This window comes from Enterococcus innesii, from assembly GCF_022846515.1.
Classification (GTDB): domain Bacteria; phylum Bacillota; class Bacilli; order Lactobacillales; family Enterococcaceae; genus Enterococcus_D; species Enterococcus_D innesii.
The window spans coordinates 2,385,791-2,404,194 of the sequence record NZ_AP025635.1 but is presented as its reverse complement, the minus strand read 5'-3'; the positions used below and the strand labels follow the sequence as shown (position 1 = coordinate 2,404,194).

At 43.5% G+C, this 18,404-nt stretch carries 20 protein-coding genes; 3 read left to right on the top strand and 17 right to left on the bottom strand.

Going from position 1 to position 18,404, the window contains the following annotated elements; translation table 11 throughout:
* Positions 1 to 462, bottom strand: coding sequence for a PTS sugar transporter subunit IIA (locus ENLAB_RS11310; RefSeq protein ID WP_142424156.1), 462 nt, complete (start codon positions 460 to 462; stop codon positions 1 to 3).
* A gap of 281 nt (positions 463 to 743) precedes the next feature.
* On the opposite strand from ENLAB_RS11310, the gene ENLAB_RS11305 reads away from it, so the two are divergent.
* Positions 744 to 1,505 (top strand): DeoR/GlpR family DNA-binding transcription regulator, encoded by a 762-nt coding sequence (locus ENLAB_RS11305; protein WP_008376158.1) that lies wholly within the window; start codon positions 744 to 746, stop codon positions 1,503 to 1,505.
* Positions 1,502 to 2,458: a 1-phosphofructokinase family hexose kinase gene (locus tag ENLAB_RS11300; RefSeq protein WP_200125891.1), complete on the top strand. Its 957-nt coding sequence runs from the start codon at positions 1,502 to 1,504 to the stop codon at positions 2,456 to 2,458. The genes ENLAB_RS11305 and ENLAB_RS11300 overlap by 4 nt, the downstream gene beginning before the upstream one ends.
* Before the next feature lie 122 nt (positions 2,459 to 2,580).
* Here the strand turns inward: ENLAB_RS11300 and mnmA are convergent, their stop codons facing one another.
* The gene (gene mnmA, locus ENLAB_RS11295; protein WP_077453943.1) at positions 2,581 to 3,699 is read right to left on the bottom strand and encodes a tRNA 2-thiouridine(34) synthase MnmA; all 1,119 of its coding nucleotides are present in this window, start codon (positions 3,697 to 3,699) and stop codon (positions 2,581 to 2,583) included.
* A gap of 368 nt (positions 3,700 to 4,067) precedes the next feature.
* Between mnmA and ENLAB_RS11290 the strand changes: the two genes are divergently transcribed.
* Positions 4,068 to 4,781: a C39 family peptidase gene (locus tag ENLAB_RS11290; RefSeq protein WP_140965108.1), complete on the top strand. Its 714-nt coding sequence runs from the start codon at positions 4,068 to 4,070 to the stop codon at positions 4,779 to 4,781.
* 86 nt (positions 4,782 to 4,867) lie between these two features.
* On the opposite strand, the gene ENLAB_RS11285 is transcribed toward ENLAB_RS11290, so the two are convergent.
* The 15 genes from ENLAB_RS11285 to argB all read right to left on the bottom strand — a co-directional run bounded on the left by ENLAB_RS11285 (position 4,868) and on the right by argB (position 18,404).
* Entirely contained in the window at positions 4,868 to 5,386 is a 519-nt protein-coding gene (locus ENLAB_RS11285; RefSeq protein ID WP_005232258.1) for an Asp23/Gls24 family envelope stress response protein, read from the bottom strand.
* A gap of 56 nt (positions 5,387 to 5,442) precedes the next feature.
* Entirely contained in the window at positions 5,443 to 5,637 is a 195-nt protein-coding gene (locus tag ENLAB_RS11280; protein WP_005232259.1) for a DUF2273 domain-containing protein, read from the bottom strand.
* An 11-nt stretch (positions 5,638 to 5,648) separates the two neighbouring features.
* Positions 5,649 to 6,212: an alkaline shock response membrane anchor protein AmaP gene (gene amaP, locus ENLAB_RS11275; RefSeq protein WP_005232260.1), complete on the bottom strand. Its 564-nt coding sequence runs from the start codon at positions 6,210 to 6,212 to the stop codon at positions 5,649 to 5,651.
* 205 nt (positions 6,213 to 6,417) lie between these two features.
* Positions 6,418 to 7,023 carry a metallophosphoesterase gene (locus ENLAB_RS11270; protein WP_081118289.1) on the bottom strand — a complete coding sequence of 202 codons (606 nt, stop codon included), beginning with the start codon at positions 7,021 to 7,023 and terminating at the stop codon, positions 6,418 to 6,420.
* 41 nt (positions 7,024 to 7,064) lie between these two features.
* On the bottom strand, positions 7,065 to 7,910 hold the full coding sequence (locus ENLAB_RS11265) for an aldo/keto reductase (protein WP_244351140.1): 846 nt from the start codon (positions 7,908 to 7,910) through the stop codon (positions 7,065 to 7,067).
* Positions 7,911 to 8,087: 177 nt separating this feature from the next.
* The gene (locus ENLAB_RS11260) at positions 8,088 to 8,429 is read right to left on the bottom strand and encodes a DUF1831 domain-containing protein (RefSeq protein WP_005232263.1); all 342 of its coding nucleotides are present in this window, start codon (positions 8,427 to 8,429) and stop codon (positions 8,088 to 8,090) included.
* 68 nt (positions 8,430 to 8,497) lie between these two features.
* Entirely contained in the window at positions 8,498 to 9,637 is a 1,140-nt protein-coding gene (locus ENLAB_RS11255; RefSeq protein ID WP_244351138.1) for a cysteine desulfurase family protein, read from the bottom strand.
* Between the two features lie 199 nt (positions 9,638 to 9,836).
* Positions 9,837 to 10,790: a mannose-6-phosphate isomerase, class I gene (manA, locus tag ENLAB_RS11250; RefSeq protein WP_170920124.1), complete on the bottom strand. Its 954-nt coding sequence runs from the start codon at positions 10,788 to 10,790 to the stop codon at positions 9,837 to 9,839.
* Between the two features lie 45 nt (positions 10,791 to 10,835).
* Positions 10,836 to 11,852, bottom strand: a complete 1,017-nt coding sequence (locus tag ENLAB_RS11245; RefSeq protein WP_200125887.1) for a serine hydrolase domain-containing protein — start codon at positions 11,850 to 11,852, stop codon at positions 10,836 to 10,838.
* A gap of 119 nt (positions 11,853 to 11,971) precedes the next feature.
* The gene (locus ENLAB_RS11240) at positions 11,972 to 12,673 is read right to left on the bottom strand and encodes a YesL family protein (protein WP_200125885.1); all 702 of its coding nucleotides are present in this window, start codon (positions 12,671 to 12,673) and stop codon (positions 11,972 to 11,974) included.
* Positions 12,674 to 12,710: 37 nt separating this feature from the next.
* A complete protein-coding gene (locus ENLAB_RS11235) occupies positions 12,711 to 14,342 on the bottom strand; it encodes an extracellular solute-binding protein (protein ID WP_096742161.1) in 1,632 nt (543 codons plus the stop codon).
* Positions 14,343 to 14,404: 62 nt separating this feature from the next.
* Positions 14,405 to 15,298: a carbohydrate ABC transporter permease gene (locus ENLAB_RS11230; protein ID WP_081118283.1), complete on the bottom strand. Its 894-nt coding sequence runs from the start codon at positions 15,296 to 15,298 to the stop codon at positions 14,405 to 14,407.
* Between the two features lie 22 nt (positions 15,299 to 15,320).
* Entirely contained in the window at positions 15,321 to 16,235 is a 915-nt protein-coding gene (locus ENLAB_RS11225) for an ABC transporter permease (protein ID WP_081118282.1), read from the bottom strand.
* Positions 16,236 to 16,645: 410 nt separating this feature from the next.
* Positions 16,646 to 17,467 carry a VOC family protein gene (locus ENLAB_RS11220; RefSeq protein WP_086293878.1) on the bottom strand — a complete coding sequence of 274 codons (822 nt, stop codon included), beginning with the start codon at positions 17,465 to 17,467 and terminating at the stop codon, positions 16,646 to 16,648.
* Positions 17,468 to 17,642: 175 nt separating this feature from the next.
* Positions 17,643 to 18,404 carry an acetylglutamate kinase gene (gene argB / locus ENLAB_RS11215; protein ID WP_200125881.1) on the bottom strand — a complete coding sequence of 254 codons (762 nt, stop codon included), beginning with the start codon at positions 18,402 to 18,404 and terminating at the stop codon, positions 17,643 to 17,645.

Here is an 18,404-nt window from a genome sequence, read left to right as displayed (position 1 = left end):
TTATTTTGTATACTGAGTAACTAGCTGATAAATTTCCTGCACTTCTTGTGTTTCAATGAATGCCTTTACAAATCCTTCATCCATAAATAATGCCATTAACGATTGCAGTAAGCCGACTTGCTCTTTTGGTTCTTTGATCCCTAGAAAAAAGAGATCCTTGACCTGCATTTCTTGACTGTCCCCCATTTGCTTCATCTTCACCTCGTTTTTCAGACGCACGATCGCAATAAAAGGCTTTTCGACATACGCTGGTTCTGAATGAGGCAAGCCAATATTCAAATACTGTGTAATTAGTCCAGTTGGAAAGGCTTGTTCTCTTGCTAGTAATCCTTCTACATACTGTTCATTCACAAAACCTTGTTGCTGTAATCGTTTGGCTATTTCTTCAAATAGTTCTTTCAACTCCTCTCCTTCCACATCGAGAAAAATTAGCCTTTCATCAAACATGCTCGTATAGCCCACCTATTCTTCCTCCTTGTTCAACCCAAATGATAAACATTGTTAAAGTTTGTTACAATCTGTTTTACAATGTAAATATACAATAGTTAATTTTTCTTGTCAACGCTTTCTTTTGGTATTTTTTTCAAACTGATTCCTTTCACCAATACACGAAACTATCAAACTTTAACAAAGATGAACATTTTCCCTTGCTTTTTCCAAAAGTAAATGCTATTAATTAATGTATAAAGAACATCGATAAAAAAGAAACTTAAAAAAATCGTTAATCAACCAGAGGTGAAACTATGTTAAAGAAAGAACGGCAAGAAAAAATTCTAGCGCTAGTGAATCAGCACGATTACTTATCCATTGCAGAAATAGCCAAAACATTAGACGTTTCCGATATGACCATTCGTAGAGATATTACAGAGTTAGCGAATCAATCTTTATTGGTAAAAATCTATGGTGGCGCCCAAAAACTCGAAAAAATCGAACACGAGCTTTCTACTCAAGAAAAAATCGATACGAACGTTGCCGAAAAGAAATTCATCGGAAAAGTAATGAACAGTATCATATCAGACAACGATACTATCTATATCGGTGCGGGAACTACGATGCTCCACGCTTTACCTGAACTAAAAAAAGCAAACTTATTCGTGATCACAAATAGTTTACTTGCTTTTAATTATTTGATTTACAACACAGACTATCGTGTCTTATTGACCGGTGGAGAATTTTCCCGCACGACGGAAGAATTTTATGGGGAAACAGCAGAGAAGAGTTTTGAAAATTTAAATATCGATATCGCTTTTGCTGCTACAAATGGGATTTTTGAAAATAATATTACCACTGCAAATCTTGTTGAAGGTTCGATTCAACGAGTCGCATTCAAACATTCCCGCAAAAAATGCATCGTTGCAGATAGTTCCAAGTTTAATCGCTCTGACGTTTATACCTTCTACTCGCTTTCAGATATCGACTATTTGATCACTGATGATAAACTTTCTGAGACTACTTTTGACTATTATCGTTCCTTTACAGAGATCCTCAAGGAGGAACAAAAATGATTTTAACCATCACAATGAACCCTTCCATGGACTACAACTATCTTGTTCCTTCGCTAAAATTGGATCAAGTAAATCGGGTAGATAACCCACATACATCAATTGGAGGAAAAGGCATCAATGCTGGCAGAGTCATCGCACAATCTGGGGAAGCCGTTTTATTGACAGGTATTTTAGGTGGACCTGTAGGCAAAACGATCCTTGATTCTTTACTAGCTGAAGAACGTTATGTATTGGATTTCCTCACCATCGACGGCAATTCTCGCAATGCGATCACGATCATGCATGACGGTAACACTCATACTGAGCTAGTAGAAAAAGGACTTTATCTGTCGGAGGAAAACGAACAACTTTTTTACCAACACCTTGCAGCAATAATTAAACAACACCCCATCACGGTCGTCTGTATTTCTGGATCAGTAAATTCTGATAATGGACACTTTCACGATCAGTTGCTTCAATTCATCCGTCAATCATTAGGTGAACAAGTCCCGATCCTCATGGATATAGCTGGGGAACAACTAAAAAATTGTTTGACTCAAACGAATGCTCGTCCGAGTTTTATTAAACCAAATCAACAGGAATTAGAAGAACTAATGGGTCAAAAATTGCATTCATCGCAAGACATTTTCTCTGTCTTAGAGAGCACTCTTTTCGAAGGGATCGACACCGTCATGGTTTCTCAAGGCGGCGATGGGGCAATCGTTAAACACCAGTCGACTTTTTTTAAGATCGAGATCCCTAAAATCGCCATCGTTAATACGACTGGCTGTGGCGATTCAACCGTTGGTGGTATGGCTGTTGCAATGAATAAACAGTATCCAATGGAACAAGCATTGACCTATTCGATGGCTTGTGGCATGTCTAATGCGCTTTCGAAAACAAACGGTACGATCGATCCTGCACAAGTCGCTGCATTTAGCGAACAGATCCACCTTTTCAAGATCAAAGAATAATCGGCTACCTATTTTTGGTTCTCTTGATTACGCAAAACATTCGTTGGTACAAATAAAAAAAGCCCTAGCTAAGTGCAACTGATTGGTTCAGTGTTCTTAGCTAGGACTGATTGTGTTAGTGGTTAAACATATTGTAATTCTTTGGCTTCTTTGTAGGCTGCATCGATCAAACCGCCGCCCAAGCATTCCATGCCGTCATAAAAAACGACTGCTTGTCCCGGAGTGATGGCGCGTACTGGTTCGTCAAAAATCACTTCTGCCCGATCTCCATCTAATAGACGCACCGTTACCGGTACATCTTGTTGACGGTAGCGGAATTTTGCTGTGCATGAAAATTCCGTTCCGCGATCTTGGTCTGTGGTAAAGTGGATTTGGCTTGCTTCCAAGCGATCTGCATACAATGCGGGGTGATGGAATCCTTGCCCCACATACAAAGTGTTGGTTGCTAAGTCTTTTCCAACTACAAACCATGGTTCTTGAGTGGCACCGCCGCCGCCAATGCCTAAGCCTTGACGTTGTCCGATGGTGTAGTACATCAAGCCATCGTGTTGTCCTTTGACTTCGCCATCTAATGTAACCATGTTGCCTTTTTTCGCTGGCAAGTAATTACTCAAAAATTGTTTGAAATTCTTTTCTCCGATAAAGCAAACACCCGTGGAATCTTTTTTCTTGGCTGTTGCTAGACCGGCCCGTTCAGCGATCGCTCGTACTTCTGATTTTTCCATACCGCCTAGTGGGAACATGGTTTTGCTCAATTGTTCTTGTGACAATTGGCTTAAGAAATACGTTTGATCTTTGTTGTTATCCACGCCTCGCAACATATGGGTCACGCCGTTCTCATCAACGGTCACTTGTGCATAATGGCCAGTGGCTACATAATCGGCACCAAGATCCATCGCATAATCCAAGAAGGCTTTGAACTTGATTTCCTTGTTACACATGACATCTGGATTAGGTGTCCGTCCGGCACGGTATTCTGCAAGGAAATATTCAAATACACGGTCCCAATATTCTTTTTCGAAATTCACTGAATAATAAGGAATCCCGATTTGCGCAGCCACTTTGGCTACGTCTTTGTAGTCTTCTGTTGCGGTACAAACACCGTTTTCATCGGTATCATCCCAATTTTTCATAAAGATCCCGACAACATCATACCCTTGTTCTTTCAGCAAAAGTGCTGTTACTGACGAGTCTACCCCGCCACTCATTCCAACCACCACCCGGGTGTTTTCGTTAGACATGATTGTTTCACCATCATTTCAATTATAGATTCTGAAATCATCTACGATTTGAAGGTCGCAACTTTTCAGTAATTTGCATTATACAACAAAACACAAAAAACTTCACTGTTTGCTGTCTTTTCTTAAAAATTCCTTTTTTAGAAAAGACATCTGGAGAGAAGTGGCTGTTCGTTATTCCACCCACTCAGCCAAATAGAGGAAGCGCTGCTTTTGTGTCTGTCATCGACAGCTGTCCAAACAGCAAAAACTTACTTTTCAAATGTTGGTTGTCATAAAATCGTATGAAATTCTTCAGGAAATGCAGAAATGCTCTTATTAGAAAAAGACTATACTTCTCTTAGATACTACTTTACGAGGAGGGGCATTTCATGCGATCGCACACAAGGACATCAAAAACTAGGAGAAACGATGGGAAGAAAAAGAAGAGCCTTGCACTGCTGCTTTTTCTCATCGGTGGTGTGTTTGTCATTCATTACGTGATTGATCAGGTCAGGGATGCTACGTTTGATCAGACAGCGCTTGTCTCAAAACAGTTCACTCGCCAAGCCAATCAAGCGATTCAACAAGCGATGGCAGACACGCAGCAACTGCCGTTGATTGTACAAACCGATCAACGCTGGGGTAATAGCCCATATGGATATGGAGAAGAGCAAAATACGTTTGCGGCAAACGGGTGCGCTATTGCTTCTTTAGCCATGATCGATGCTTTTTGGACGGATCATCCGCCGAATCCTGACAAACTATTAAAGTGGGCTGGCGATCAATTTTATCTTCCCAAACAAGGAACCAGTTGGCAAATCTTTCCTCAGTTTGCCGAAGCTTTTGGTTACCAATTTGCCGATTTAGGGGATTCATTTGAGGCTGCCTATGAGAAAATGACACAAGGCATCCCCGTTGTGGTCTCGGTTCAAGCAGGAACCTTTACGACATCCGGACATATCATGGTATTGGCTTTGAACAAAGAAGGAAATATCCAAGTATTCGATCCTAATGATTCCCCCGAAAAAGCCCATTATGAGAAAAGCTATCCTAACGATGTCTTTCAAGCAGAAGGAATCCATTATTGGAGCTTTTGGCTTTGATGTTCTGATCGGCTGAAACTGCAAAAATACACCTTTTGTGGGACAAAAAAAGACTAGCCGAAGCTAGTCTTTTGCTTATCTTGCTATTATTGAACGCGTGGTTCGTTGTTTTCTTGAATACGCGTCGTTGTCCGGTTGAAGGCACCTTTGGCTTTACGTGTTTGTTTTGACGCAAAGTCGCCAGTTGTTTCTGCCGCACTGCTTACTTTGTCTTGAACTGTTTCAGAGTCTTTTTCGAATTGTTCACGTGTTTTGACATCTGCTACATTCACGTTTACTTCGATGACTTCTAAATTCGTCATTTTGTTGACTTGTGTTGAAACAACCTCTTTGATTTGGTCGTAGATCGTGGTCATGTCGCTGCCATATTCTGCAACGATATCAAGATCGACTGCCACTTGTTTTTTCCCAACTTCAACGTTGATCCCTGAAGTCACATCATCGGTGTTGACTAATTTACCTGCAATATTTGAGAAGAAACCGCCATCGACTGTTAAGAGTCCGTCTACAGATTCTAATGCAATGCCTACGATTTTTTGAATCACTTTATCTTCGTAAGTTAATTCTCCTTTAACACCTGTTGTTGGTTTTGTTTGGTTTTCCATCGTACATTCCTCCTACTATAATCTTGATATAAATTAAACTAATAATGTTACCAAAGTTAACGGCGCGGTCTTTGAAATTGTTCAAAGAATCCGACTTCTTTGAGATAAAATCCCAGATACGTACCTAGTGCCGTAAACAGCACCAGCAGTATGGTTTTCAAAAAGCCGATCGTTAGAAACAGGATCGCTAGGATCAAACCGAAACCTGCAAAGATAAGCGGGATCTTATAGTGGTAGAACCATTCACTCATACCTGTTCCTCCTAAACTACACGCGGTTGGTCATGGGCTGCTGGCGTTTCTTGCGTATCTTTTAAAACAACTTCCGTTTGGATATTGCTTTCGATACCGAAAAGCTGCTGCAGACTGCTGCTGATCTCACCAACCAAAGCTTCTTGTTTTTGCGGGATGGCTGCTGTTTGTTTCATTTCTCCATCGATTTTTACCGCTACTTTATTCTTGACGATTTTGATTTTTACCGATGGCTGATGGATGAAATCTGCTTGTTTCACCCGCTCGAGCACAAAATGCTCTAAGGCCTTCTTCTGAATCACTAAATCGCCTGTCTTATGGGGAATGATCAAGCGGTCTGAGCGTTTTGGATAAAACAAAACGACAAAGAGTGCGATCACTGTAAAAATAGCAAAGCCAACAGATAACCAAAAGAGCAGCATACTCATGGAAGATCCGACCCAAGGATATTCATCCAAAGGAATCAAGTAAACAGGCAATGAAGCCGCTTGCTGATTGGCGATGATCCCAAAATAAAAGACAAGTAAGAGTAAAAGTAATCCGATGATAAAAATCACTTTAGAAATCTTACGCATTGGCAACCTCCTTTACTGCTTTCTACTTAAAGCATACACATTTCTTAAATATCCATCAAATAATAACTCTTGGAATCGATTATTTTTTACATATAAAGTTTATTTTTATCAAAAAAATTTCCTTAATCAAAGCTTGCTGTCAAAGTCATCACAAAAAAAGCAAACCGTCCGACGTTGTCTTGACGCTTGCTTTTCTTGTTATCTGTTAACGAGCTAGCTTGGCAAGTTCTTGTTGTTTGGCATGGTACAGCACCGCCAGTTCATTTTCGGAAACTGGTCGACCGAAGGGACGCGGCTGCGGCAGAAACGCCAATTCCGGCGCATCGACTCCTACGTTGAGATTCTCAGCGATTGGTACACTGTGATGATGGATATGCCCATGCAGATTGCGACTGTTTTTGGTGATCCCCAGCAGCATAGGATAATGGGTCAGTATAAATTGCTGATGAGCAAACTTCAGCAAGACACCGACATCTTCAAACGCATACTTTTGGGCTCCCAAACATCCAGGATCATGCTTGCGCAAGTACGCAAAGAAAGCCCGGGTATCATGATTGCCTTTGATAAAAACGATTTTGCCCTGCAGCTGTGCTAACAGCGCCGCAATTTCTGGAAAGCCCGCTTCGTAATCAGGGTGCATCGCGACATCCCCTAAATGATAGACGACATCTTTATCCGCAACGACCTCATTCCAGCTGGCGATCATCGTTTCATGCATTTGCGTCACTGTCTCAAAGGGGCGTGGGGCAAAGTCATTGTCCCCGAGCAAGGCTGCATGAAAATAATGGGTATCAGACGTAAAAAATTTCATAGTCGCTCCTTACCTTGGTGCTTTTTCTGTGATCAGCGTCTTTAAATCATCGCTAACGGCTGCTTTTTCGTCGGTGCAGGAAAACGCGCATCGATTGTCGCCAATTCGCTTTTGGAAAAAACGATTTTGGTAGCTTCAATGTTCTGCAGCATATGCAGCGAGTCACTGGTTTGGGGGATCGCTAAGACGTGGGGTTGTCGAAGGGTCCATGCCAAAAGTAGCTGAAAAATCGTGCAGCCTTTGGCTTCTGCCAGCTCTTTCAAGACTTCATCATTTTTGAAGTGATGCCCTAGCCGATCGCCTTGGGCAATGGGTGAGTAGGCAATCACCGGAATCTCAGTCTCTGCCTGCCAAGGCAAAAGATCGTATTCGATCCCCCGGGCACCTAAATTATAGAGTACTTGGTTGGCGGCACATTGATCGCCGTTTTCTAACCGCAACAGCTCCTCCATATCTGCCACGTCAAAATTAGAGACGCCCCATGCACGAATCTTTCCAGAGGCTTTGGCAGCTTCTAGTGCGTCAACTGTTTCTGCTAACGGCACATCTCCTCGCCAGTGGAGCAGATACAGATCAAGATAGTCGGTGCCTAAACGCGCTAAGCTACGGTCTAAAGCTTTCGGCAATTCATCTGCGGAGGCATTCCAGGGATAAACTTTTGAAATCAAATAAAGATCCCCTCGTGTAAAGGGCTGGATCGCCTTGCCAACTAGCGTTTCTGCGTTTCCCTCGCCGTACATTTCTGCGGTATCGATGACAGCCGCTCCGGCTTTGATGCCCGCTTGCAGCGCATCGATCTCGGCTTTTTCCTTAGCTGGGTCATCCCCCATATGCCAAGTCCCCATTCCAACGGCTAACACTGATTGCTTGTTTAAGGTTCGTTTCATCTGGATTCCTTCTTTCTCGTCTCAACGTATCCACTTTCTGAGAACGGCTTAGGTTTGTTTTCTTTAGTATAAAAAGAAACCGGCAAAGATACAAAAGAAGTGTATCAATCCCTTGCCTGTTTGGCGGAGTGACACACTTCTTGCCCTTTGAACGGTATAGCTGCTTTTGACAAAAGCTTACGCTTTGACAAACAACCCGCGGCTGATAAAACCATCCATTAAAAAGTAAAATTTTTCTTGCAGCATTTTGTGCTGTTCATCTTTGAAAATATTGACTGCTTTTAATCCATTGGCTGTCGTGATCGACATCTTGAAGGTTTGCAGATCTTTTGCAACAGTGATTTTTAATTTAAAGCCTTCTTTGCTTTGGGGTGTTGCTTCAAGGCCACGAATCAATTGGAAGTTGCCGCCGTTCGTTTCTGTAAAGCCATTGTCCCGCAACGTATATTTTTTTGCTTCAGGAGCAATGCGGTATTGGGTTGCTGCGCCTAAAACGGTTGCTGTTGTTTCAAATGCCATGTTCTTCACCTCTTTAACATCATTTCTTTCATTATAAATAGTTTTCAGCGAGATTGCTAGCTGTTCTCCTACTTTTTCGTTGCTAAGACAGTTTCTGCTAATAGCTGAGCAAATGCTTCGATTTCCGCCAATGTGTTGCCATAGCCAAAGCTGACTCTGACTGATTCCCGGATAGCTGGATGCTCTTTGCCCACCATCGCTTCTAGCACATGGGAGGGTTCCACATTGCCCGCCGTACAAGCGCTGCCTGTGGAGATGGCGGCCCCTTTTAAGTCCAATTTCATCAGCAGCAAGTCACTGCTGACACCTGGGAAACGCAGATTCAAAATATGCGGCAATTTGTGTGCTGGATCACCATTCAACTGAACATCGACGCCTTGTGCTGCTAAGGTATCCATCAGTACATCGGCAAACGTTTGATATTGTTCCGCTGCTGCTTGCTGTGCTTCGGGGGTATGCAAAGACGCTGCTTTGGCCATTCCCATGATGGCTGCTAAGTTTTCCGTCCCTGCTCGCCGTTTTTCTTCTTGCTCGCCGCCATGGAGTAGCGCAGGCAGCGACAAGCCATCTCGTTTATACAAAAAGCCGATCCCTTTTGGTCCGTTGATTTTGTGAGCCGAAATGCTTAGAAGATCAATACTGTTTTCATTGATTTCAAGCGGGATCTTGCCATAAGCTTGCACAGCATCGGTATGAAACACGGCGGGATGCTCCCGTAAAAGGGCCCCAATTTCTGCAATCGGCAGCAAATTGCCCGTTTCATTGTTTGCCGTCATTATGGATACTAAAATCGTATCGGGACGTAAGGCAGCCTCAACTTCACTGACGGCCAATTGCCCCTTTTGATCTACGGGCAAATAGGTCACCTCAAAGCCTAAGCCTTCTAAATAGCGCATACTCTCAATGACCGCCGGATGTTCGATCTGGGTCGTAATGATATGTTTGCCTTGTGCTTGTTTGCTAAGGGCTGTACCGATGATCGCTGTATTGTCGCTTTCGGTACCTCCACTGTTAAAAATGATCTCATGTTCCTTGACCCCTAGCTGCTGAGCGATCGCTTGACGAGCCAATTCTAATTGAGTGTGGGCATCTCGCCCATAATGATGAATGCTTGATGGATTGCCAAAAAATGTCTGCATCGTCTCACTCATCACTTTGATCACTTCTGGGTGCAGCGGTGTCGTTGCTGCATGATCTAAGTAAACCATTCTTTTCACCTATCCTTCATTACTGCCATTATAACAAATCTTCCTCAGACGTCTATCGTGAGTGTCCATACGAAAAAACCTGTCAGTCAAAAGCGGAAAAATCGCCAATGATGACAGGCAGCTGAACGCGTTCAGCCTTACGAAAAATCAGGAACGTATGCTGTTTTGCTTGTGCGAATCACGTCACTTACTGATCGTTTTATTTTTTTCCAGGTTCAGAGGCAATGACAGTCAATTCACCAACCAATTCCCATTTCTTGATCGGGTTTGGCAAAATGCAGCTCGTGCCCATTTTTAGTTCATAGGAATGACCGTCGATCATCAAATGCCCATACCCATCAATCACGGTCATCAAGGTATAATCAGCCTTTTGTGCCAACGATAATTTTCCACGTACTTCCCACTCATACACATTGAAAAATGGCGTTTCAAGATAGGTAACGACTGCTGATTGTCCTTGTTTGACTTCACGGATCGATAATTCTGGCGTCCGTGCAGGAATCGTCGTCACATCGATCGATTGTTGGATATGCAGCTCCCGAGTTTGTCCTTGATCATCGGTACGATCATAGTCGTACACCCGATAAGTCGTATCCGAGCTTTGTTGGGTTTCTAAGATCATGATCCCTTTCCCAATGGCATGGATCGTCCCACTTGGCACGTAGAAGAAATCCCCTTTTTTCACCGGGACTTTTGTTAACAAATCATCCCAACGACCCGCTTCGATCATTTCCGCAAGTTCTTCTTTGGTTTGTGCGTGGTGGCCATAAATGATTTCCGCACCTGGTTCGGCATCAATAATGTACCAGCATTCCGTTTTCCCTAATTCCCCTTCATGGGCTAGCCCATACGTGTCATCAGGATGGACCTGAACGGATAGATCATCTTCCGCGTCTAGAATTTTAATTAATAATGGAAAGACTGGTTCGTCTGAATGTCCAAACAGTTCTTGATGGTCTTGCCAAAGATCCGCCAATGTTTTGCCTTTAAACGGACCATTTTCAATGACGCTCACCCCATGAGGATGCGCACTGATCGCCCAATCTTCACCGATTTTGTCACTCGGTAAATCAAAACCAAAAACAGAATGCAGGCGACTGCCGCCCCAAATTTTTTCTTGAAAAACAGGTTTCATAAACAATGGTTCCATAATTGTTCCCCTCTCTAGTTGTTCGTGCATATTATAGCATGAATCCGCTTATTCGGCAGATTCTTTTAAGTAACATTGCAGGATTTCGTCACGATGACCCAAGTAGCTTTCTCGATGATCCACTGGATGGACCCGATTCGATAAGAAAATAAACGCTTTTTTGTTAGGGATATCTACTGCGAGAAACGTGCCTGTATAGCCTGTATGAAATAATTGGTATGGTGCACCCAATAAGTCCCAGCCATAGGTGCGGGGCTTTGTGCTTTCAGGCGTCTGCCTCTGAGCCAGCGCCTGCATCACTTTTTCTGAGAAAAACGGCGCCCCTTGCTGCTGACCATTTGCCAGTAACAGTTGAACGAACAGCGTCAAATCATCCACGGTAGAAAACAACCCGGCGTTGCCGGCATGGTTTCCCAGCACTCGTGCTTTTGGGTCATGGGTGATTCCTCTAAGGATACTGCCGTCTGGCTGCTGCTGGGTAGGCACGATCAATGGCAGCTGTGAAGGAGGAAAAGGCGGAAAGCCGCTGTTCTTCATGCCTAAAGGCGTCAAGACTTCTTCTTGAAAAATCTCGGTCACTGGTTTTTGATACAGCTCCTCCAATAAAAAGCCCAGCAAAATCGTACCAGTATCCGTGTAGTTGACCGTTTGACCGATCGTATCACTGCTTTCAAGCTGCAAATACGCCTTACGCAAGGCAGCAGCACCCAACTGGTCTCGATGAGGAATCCACGTGTTGATGGCTGCCGTATGCGTCAGCAAGTGCTTGATCGTTACCCGATCGTCTTTAAACGCTGGCAACCAACGAGTAAGCGGTACCTCCATCTCGATTTTCCCTTGATCCCAAAGTCTTAGCAGGACGGTGGTTGTACAAATGACTTTCGTCAATGAGGCTAAATCAAACAAATGATCTTTTGTCATAGGTTCGGTTTTAGGAAGAAGCGCTGCCTGTCCGAATACATGGGTCTCTTGGGTTTCACCGGCGATAAAACGCAGCACCGCTCCTGGGAAAACCGTCGGCATTTTTTCTTGTATGAACTGTACTGTTTCTGGGTACATTGTCATCGTTCCATACTCGCTCCTTTCAGGCTTGTCTTGCTTCTAACTTTAGCACTTTTCGCCAATGAAAAAAACTACCCATTAAGGATAGTTTTCAGATTTTTTTCTAATCAGTATTACATAGATTACTCATCGGCTGATGCGGCTTTTGCTTGCGCCTTTTGAATAATTCTCAAATAACTGTAACAAGCACATTGGCTGCCTAGTCCCCCTACGATCAATCCAGCGAGTAAGGGATGGATCAAGACAAGCAGTAAAGCGAGTCCACTCAACATTCCTAGCAACATCAGCGTCTGGAACGGTGCCCAAAAGATGATGAAAAAGCTTTTGATCAACGCAGTCCGCAAGGGTGCCGCCAAATGCACACTGTCGCAGATAAAATACAGTAACCACAGGAGCAAGATGATACTTAAAAACAAATAGCCGACAGCCAATAAGGGGAGCTGAAAGGAATCGATTTGCCGAAAAGAACCTAACAGCAGCAAAGCGAGGCTACCGAAAAAGAGGCCTGCGGCAACACTGCGCCGATAATTTTCCCGATAGAGCCGCCAAAAGGTCCCTCCGATGGCCTGTCGTGTTTCTTGATAGTACAACCAGCGCCGCATGACGCCAAATAAAGCAAAGGTCGCTGGCAAAAGAATGCTAGGAAAACTAATGATCAAACCAATCAAAGAGAAAAGAAACTGACGAGGAGAGCTGGGGAAAATCAGCCCCAAAGCTAGCAATAGAACGGGCAGATTGAACAGTAACCAGTAGCCATTCACAAGCAACATACTAGCTATCGCTTGACTGGCACCATACCAACGATACCATCGTTCATTTCCCATCAGTCCGGCTCCTTTCTCTAATCAGCTGATTTATCCTCTAGCGGGCTAAGTTTTGTAGATTTTGCTGCCATTTCGCAGTTTGATAATCCAGCAACTCTTGGTAGCCGGCTGCTTGTGCTTGTTCTTCTGCCTCAGCAAAGATCGCTCGCACTTCTTCATCGCTATCAGCAAAGATCGCTGAAGCATTGGCTTCTTCAAAAATATCATTGATCCGTTGCTGAATAATTCCTTCTGGTGAGTCTGGCATCGGGTTGATCGCCGCAAATTCTGTGTCATCTTTTTGCGTGTCCCAAGTAATGGCATGCTGCCATTTCGTTGCCCAGTTCATTTGATCTTCGGGAAGATTTAATTCAAATTTTGTTTTAGTATTGTCTAAAAAGGCGGAGTTGCCGTTCCATTGGAAACTTGATGTTGCTTGCTCGATTTCTGAAACACCGGCAGCATCTTCTGCGTAGGCATCTGTGAACTTTGTATAACCTTCTTCATCGAAGCCATCCCAATACTGCCCTTCTGGTCCAAACATCAGGATCGACTGACCCAATGGCCCTGTTAACCAATCTAAGAAGGCAAAGACTTTTTCTGGGTCTTCTGCATTTCTAGTAATGACACTGACATTCCACCCTAGCATTTCATAGGAACCTGGGAAGATATTGTCAGGATCCAGTCCTGGTTTAGCAATTGGTTCGATATAGAAATACCCCGCATCTGGGTTTTGCTCTTGCAAGATGTAGTGGGCATCGCGGGCATGATTCGATGGACTGGCAGCAGCATAAACTGCTACGCGACCGCTGGTTACTTTTTCTGCCACCATATCTGCATCTTGCGTTAAGGTATCTTGGGTCATTAAGCGCTCACGGTACAATCTTGACGCATATTCAATCGATTCTACGTAGTTTTCATTGGCAAAGATCGAGGTCAAAGCATCGCCTTGAGGGACAGCCCGAATGCGGATATCTGCTGGTGAACGCCCTTCCGCAAAGGCAGAGTACAAGACATTGATCCCTTGTCCGCTGACATCTGTTTCAAATGGAATGACATCAGGAAACTCTGTTTGAACTTCTTTCAAATACTCATAAAGATCATCGGTTGTTTTCAATTCTGGCGCTCCTAAAGCATCATGAATCTCTTTATTGACGACATAACCCGCATTGCCAAAAGGCTCAGAGCTATACCAGTTTGGAAATTGATAAAGCTTACCATCTTCTGAACGCAACATGTTGAGGATTTCTTCGCCGGCCCATTCTTTCAAGTTCGGGTATTTATCCAAGTAATCATCAAACGGTACTAAGGCCCCCGCTTCTCGCAACCGTTCCACATCTGACCCACGATCAAGCCAGATAAAATCAGGCAGATCATCACCGGCGATCATTGTACTTAGCCGCTGTGCCGCATTCCCGCCGCCGTCGATCGCCCGGATATCCACATTGGTCAGCTCTTTGATGGCAGCAGTTGCAGGATCATCTCCCCAGCGATCCATCGTATACCAATCATAATTACCAAACATCGTGATTTCCAGCGGTTCACTACCAAGCTCAAATACTTCCGAGCTGTCACGTTCGCTCGGTGCCGCTGCATCACTTTCTCTTGTTCCGGACTCATTGCCGCAAGCTGCCAGCAAAAGACTCATTGCAGTCACTGACAGTACTCCTTTTAATAGCCTTGCTTTCATTCTTTTATCCCCTTTCAACTCTTACTGCTCTCCCCTTCTATCAAAAGGGGCCACCTGCTATGCTAATCTTTCAATGAACCAATCAAAACACCTTTTACAAAATACTTTTGAACAAACGGATAAACCATTACGATCGGCAAGGTCGCCACCATCATAATTGCCATTGATAAGGATTTTCCGGTAACACCAGTCATATCTGCCAAACGAGCAGCTGAGCCAGAATCGATTTGACTCATTTGCGAACTCACCGTGTTCGAATTCAAGACTCGCTGCAAAAACGTCTGCAAGGGAATCAGATGATCCGAAGTGATATAGATACTTGGCATAAACCAATCATTCCAGTGTCCAACTGCGGTAAACAGCGAGAGTGTGGCAATAACTGGACCTGATAGTGGCAAAATGATCCGGAAAAATGTCCCCCAATACCCGCAACCATCAATTTTCGCTGAATCCTCCAATCCTTTCGGCAGTTGCTGGAAAAACGTTCGGAAGATGATCATATTCCAAACACTGATCAATCCAGGAATGATCATTACCCAAAAAGAATCCATTAATCCTAGTGAACGTACCACCAAGAAGGTTGGGATCAAGCCGCCACTGAAGAACATCGTGAGGATGAAGAAGATCGTAATGTATTTCCGTCCAATCAATTCTCTTTTTGACATCCCATAAGCCGCCATCGCTGTCAGCATGATCGATGAAAATGTCCCGATCACGGTCCGCAAGACACTGATGAAAAAGGCATTCATCAAGCGCTGGTCTTGAAAGACGATTTGATAGTTCTCCAACGTAAATTCTCTTGGCCAAAAAGTGATGCCGCCAGTTACCGTATCACGACCAGAATTAAAGGAAATCACCAGCGAATTCCAGAAGGGATAAAACGTTAGAAATGCAAGCGTTATCAAAAATACGTAGATGAATACCATCATCGCTTGGTCGCCCCAATTTTTCCTCATTGCTCATTTCCTCCTCTGCTACTCACCATAGACTGTGACCGACTTTGCGTGCGAAAAAGTTTGCTCCGCTCAAAAGCGTGACACTAATGACTGCTTTGAACAAACCAACAGCTGTTGCATATGAATATTGAGAATTGCTGATCCCTACCCGATACACATAGGTATCAATGACATCCGCCACATTCCTAAGAGCTGGATTGCTCCCCAGTAAAAGCAAATCTTCAAAGCCCGCATTTAACAAGTTGCCGATTTCTAAGATCAAGAAGATCGTAATGATTGGAATGATCGAAGGCAACGTGATCAAAAAAACTTGCTGAAATTTTGTCGCACCATCTAAGGATGCTGCTTCATACAACTGCGGATCGATCCCAGCAATGGCTGCCATATAGACGATCGAGCCAAAGCCAATCGATTTCCAAAGATTTGTCGTAACGATGATCGTCCAGAAATAACGGGGGATCGATAAAAAGTTGATTGGTTCATCGATCAGGTTTAAACTCTCCAAAGCAATATTTAAGCTACCGTTATCCATCGATAAAATCGACATCGTAAACCCTGCCACGATCACCCATGATAAAAAGTGTGGGAGATAAGTAATCGTCTGCACCACACGCTTGAAGGCAACATTCTTGACCTCGTTAAGCATCAATGCCAGCAAAATCGGTGCCGGGAAACAAATGACGATCTTTAACACACTGATCATAATGGTATTGCGTAAGATTTCCCAAAAGCGTGGTTCACTAAAAAAGCGACGAAAATTGTCAAAACCGATCCAAGGGCTTCCTGCCATTCCCTCAAAAATATTGTACTGTTGAAACGCCATCAAAATCCCGTACATTGGGATATAACTAAAGATACCTACCAGTAAGATCGCCGGCAGCACCATAAGCTGAAGATCCCATTGAGCAAAATACCGCTGTATCCCCTTTTTTTTCATCACATCTACTCCTTGTCTTCCCGTTACTGCTCACCACCAAAAGAAACCGCATACATTAAAACAACAAACAACCTCTGCGTCCAGAGTCCATCGAATCTCGATTCTTTTTTATTATAAATTAAGAATAACCACAATTCAATATAATGTTTTCTTTTTTTGAATCATAATGGCTATTATATTAAGTTTTAAAATAAGTCACCCAATCAATAAATAACAAAAAAAGAAAATCCAAATAGATTGGACCTGCTCTGCTAATACAGATAAACTACCGTTTTTTCAATGATTGGTCTTCAAATCGATGTAACAGGTTTTTGCACTCTTTCGTGCGAAATAAAAACAAAAGTTTCTTTTTTTGACAAAAAAAAGAAAAAGCAGAGAATCGACCTCTCTGCTTTTTCTTTCATAATCTATTATTTTTTAACGATAAACCACCATTCGATACCGATCGCATCGTAGGTCGTCAACAATTTCCGTTTTTTGTCGATGAAAAACGCTTGATTCTTCTCAGACAAGTGTTTTTCCAATGTATCGATATCTTCTTGACTGATAGAGATTTTCAAGAAGTCTAAGCCAAGCACCTCATGGCTCGGTAAGTCGATCGTACCACCTTGTGCTTCAGTCAAGCCAACTTGGAAGTCACCATCATTGAGGATAAATTCCTTTGTTTCGGCTTCTTTTGTTTTCAATCCTAAGCTTTCTTCTAAGAAAAGCTGCTCTTTGGCTAGATCACTGACGTTTAAATACAGCTTGCCAAAATGAGCCTCTTTTGATAAGCCAGCCGCTTTTGCAGGTGCCGCTTTGATCAATTCTGCTTCGTCTTTTGGTAACGCAGTTCCTGCGGGTGCTGTAAATAAGACTTCAATTTTGTTCCCTTCTGGATCAGCTATCAGGAAGCCTAATTGATTCGCTTCATAACGAGCTTCTTCGAAAGCAATCGCTTTTTGTTGGGCATTGCTCGCGATAGTTGCCGCTTCTTCTAGCGAGGATACAGCTAAGACGATGCGCTGCATCTTTTTGATCTCACCGAAATGATCGTTGGCACGTGGGCTTTCTTCCAACCATAAAACTTCTCTATCTAATCCTTTTAGACCAAAAATGGCCAACTCATTTTCTTCTCTTTTCAGCTCAAAGCCAAGTACATCTCGATAAAAGGCAATCGCTTGATCGCGGTCTTTTACCCGAATTGCAACAGTCAGCAACTTCGTACTGCTCCCCAATAAGAAATCTGTCATTGTTTCTCCCCCTACTTACATATGTACTCATTGTACTGATAAAACGAAATTCTAGCAAATGAAATCCCTACCTCTTTTATTCTTTTTTTGGAGAAAACAAGAAGAAAAGCGCAGAAAAGTCAGAATTTTGCAATCTTACGAGGGGAAGACAGGCGTTGGATTGCCGCTAAAGGCTTTAACCGCAAACAGCTGCTGCTGGAGTTGCAGCTAAGATCTGAGTGCCCAAACGGTCGACACGATCCGTGATACAAACAGAGGCGACCCCTGCTTTCAACGCTTTTTCGGCGCTTTTTAGTTTGGGCAACATGCCGCCTGTGACTACTTCTTCGGTGATCAGTTGGGGGATCTCTTCAAAAGGAACAACTGATAACCACTTGCTTTCTTGTTTGATGCCAGGAACATCCGTCAACAAATACAGCTTTTCGGCTTGCAAGCTAGCAGCAACCTGACACGCTACTTCATCGGCATTGATGTTCAGCCATTGACCCTCTGGGGTAATTCCTAGCGGTGCCAAGATCGGAACATGTTTTTTCTCTGTCAAGAGCTGCAGGAAAGCAGCGTTGATTTGTTGAACTTTCCCTACTTGCCCTAATTTCTCCTCATCGATAACTTCTCCTTGAATCAGTTGATCACAGCCGGCATTCAGTCCTACGGCATGGAAGCCGGCTTGCTGGAAAGCGGTCGTGATCAGCGGTTGAACTTGTCCCAGAAGGACCATTCTAGTTACTTCAAGCGTCTTGGGATCGGTCACCCGCAGGCCGTCTTTGATCGTGACTGTCAACGCCATTTTCTCCATCATTTCTGAGATGTAGTGACCACCGCCATGGACGATGACCACTTTTTTGCCCGCAGCTTGCCAATCTGCTATAGTCTCAAAGAATGACGGGGTTAAATTGTCTGAGGCGACACCGCCGATTTTTACTACGATCGTTTCCAT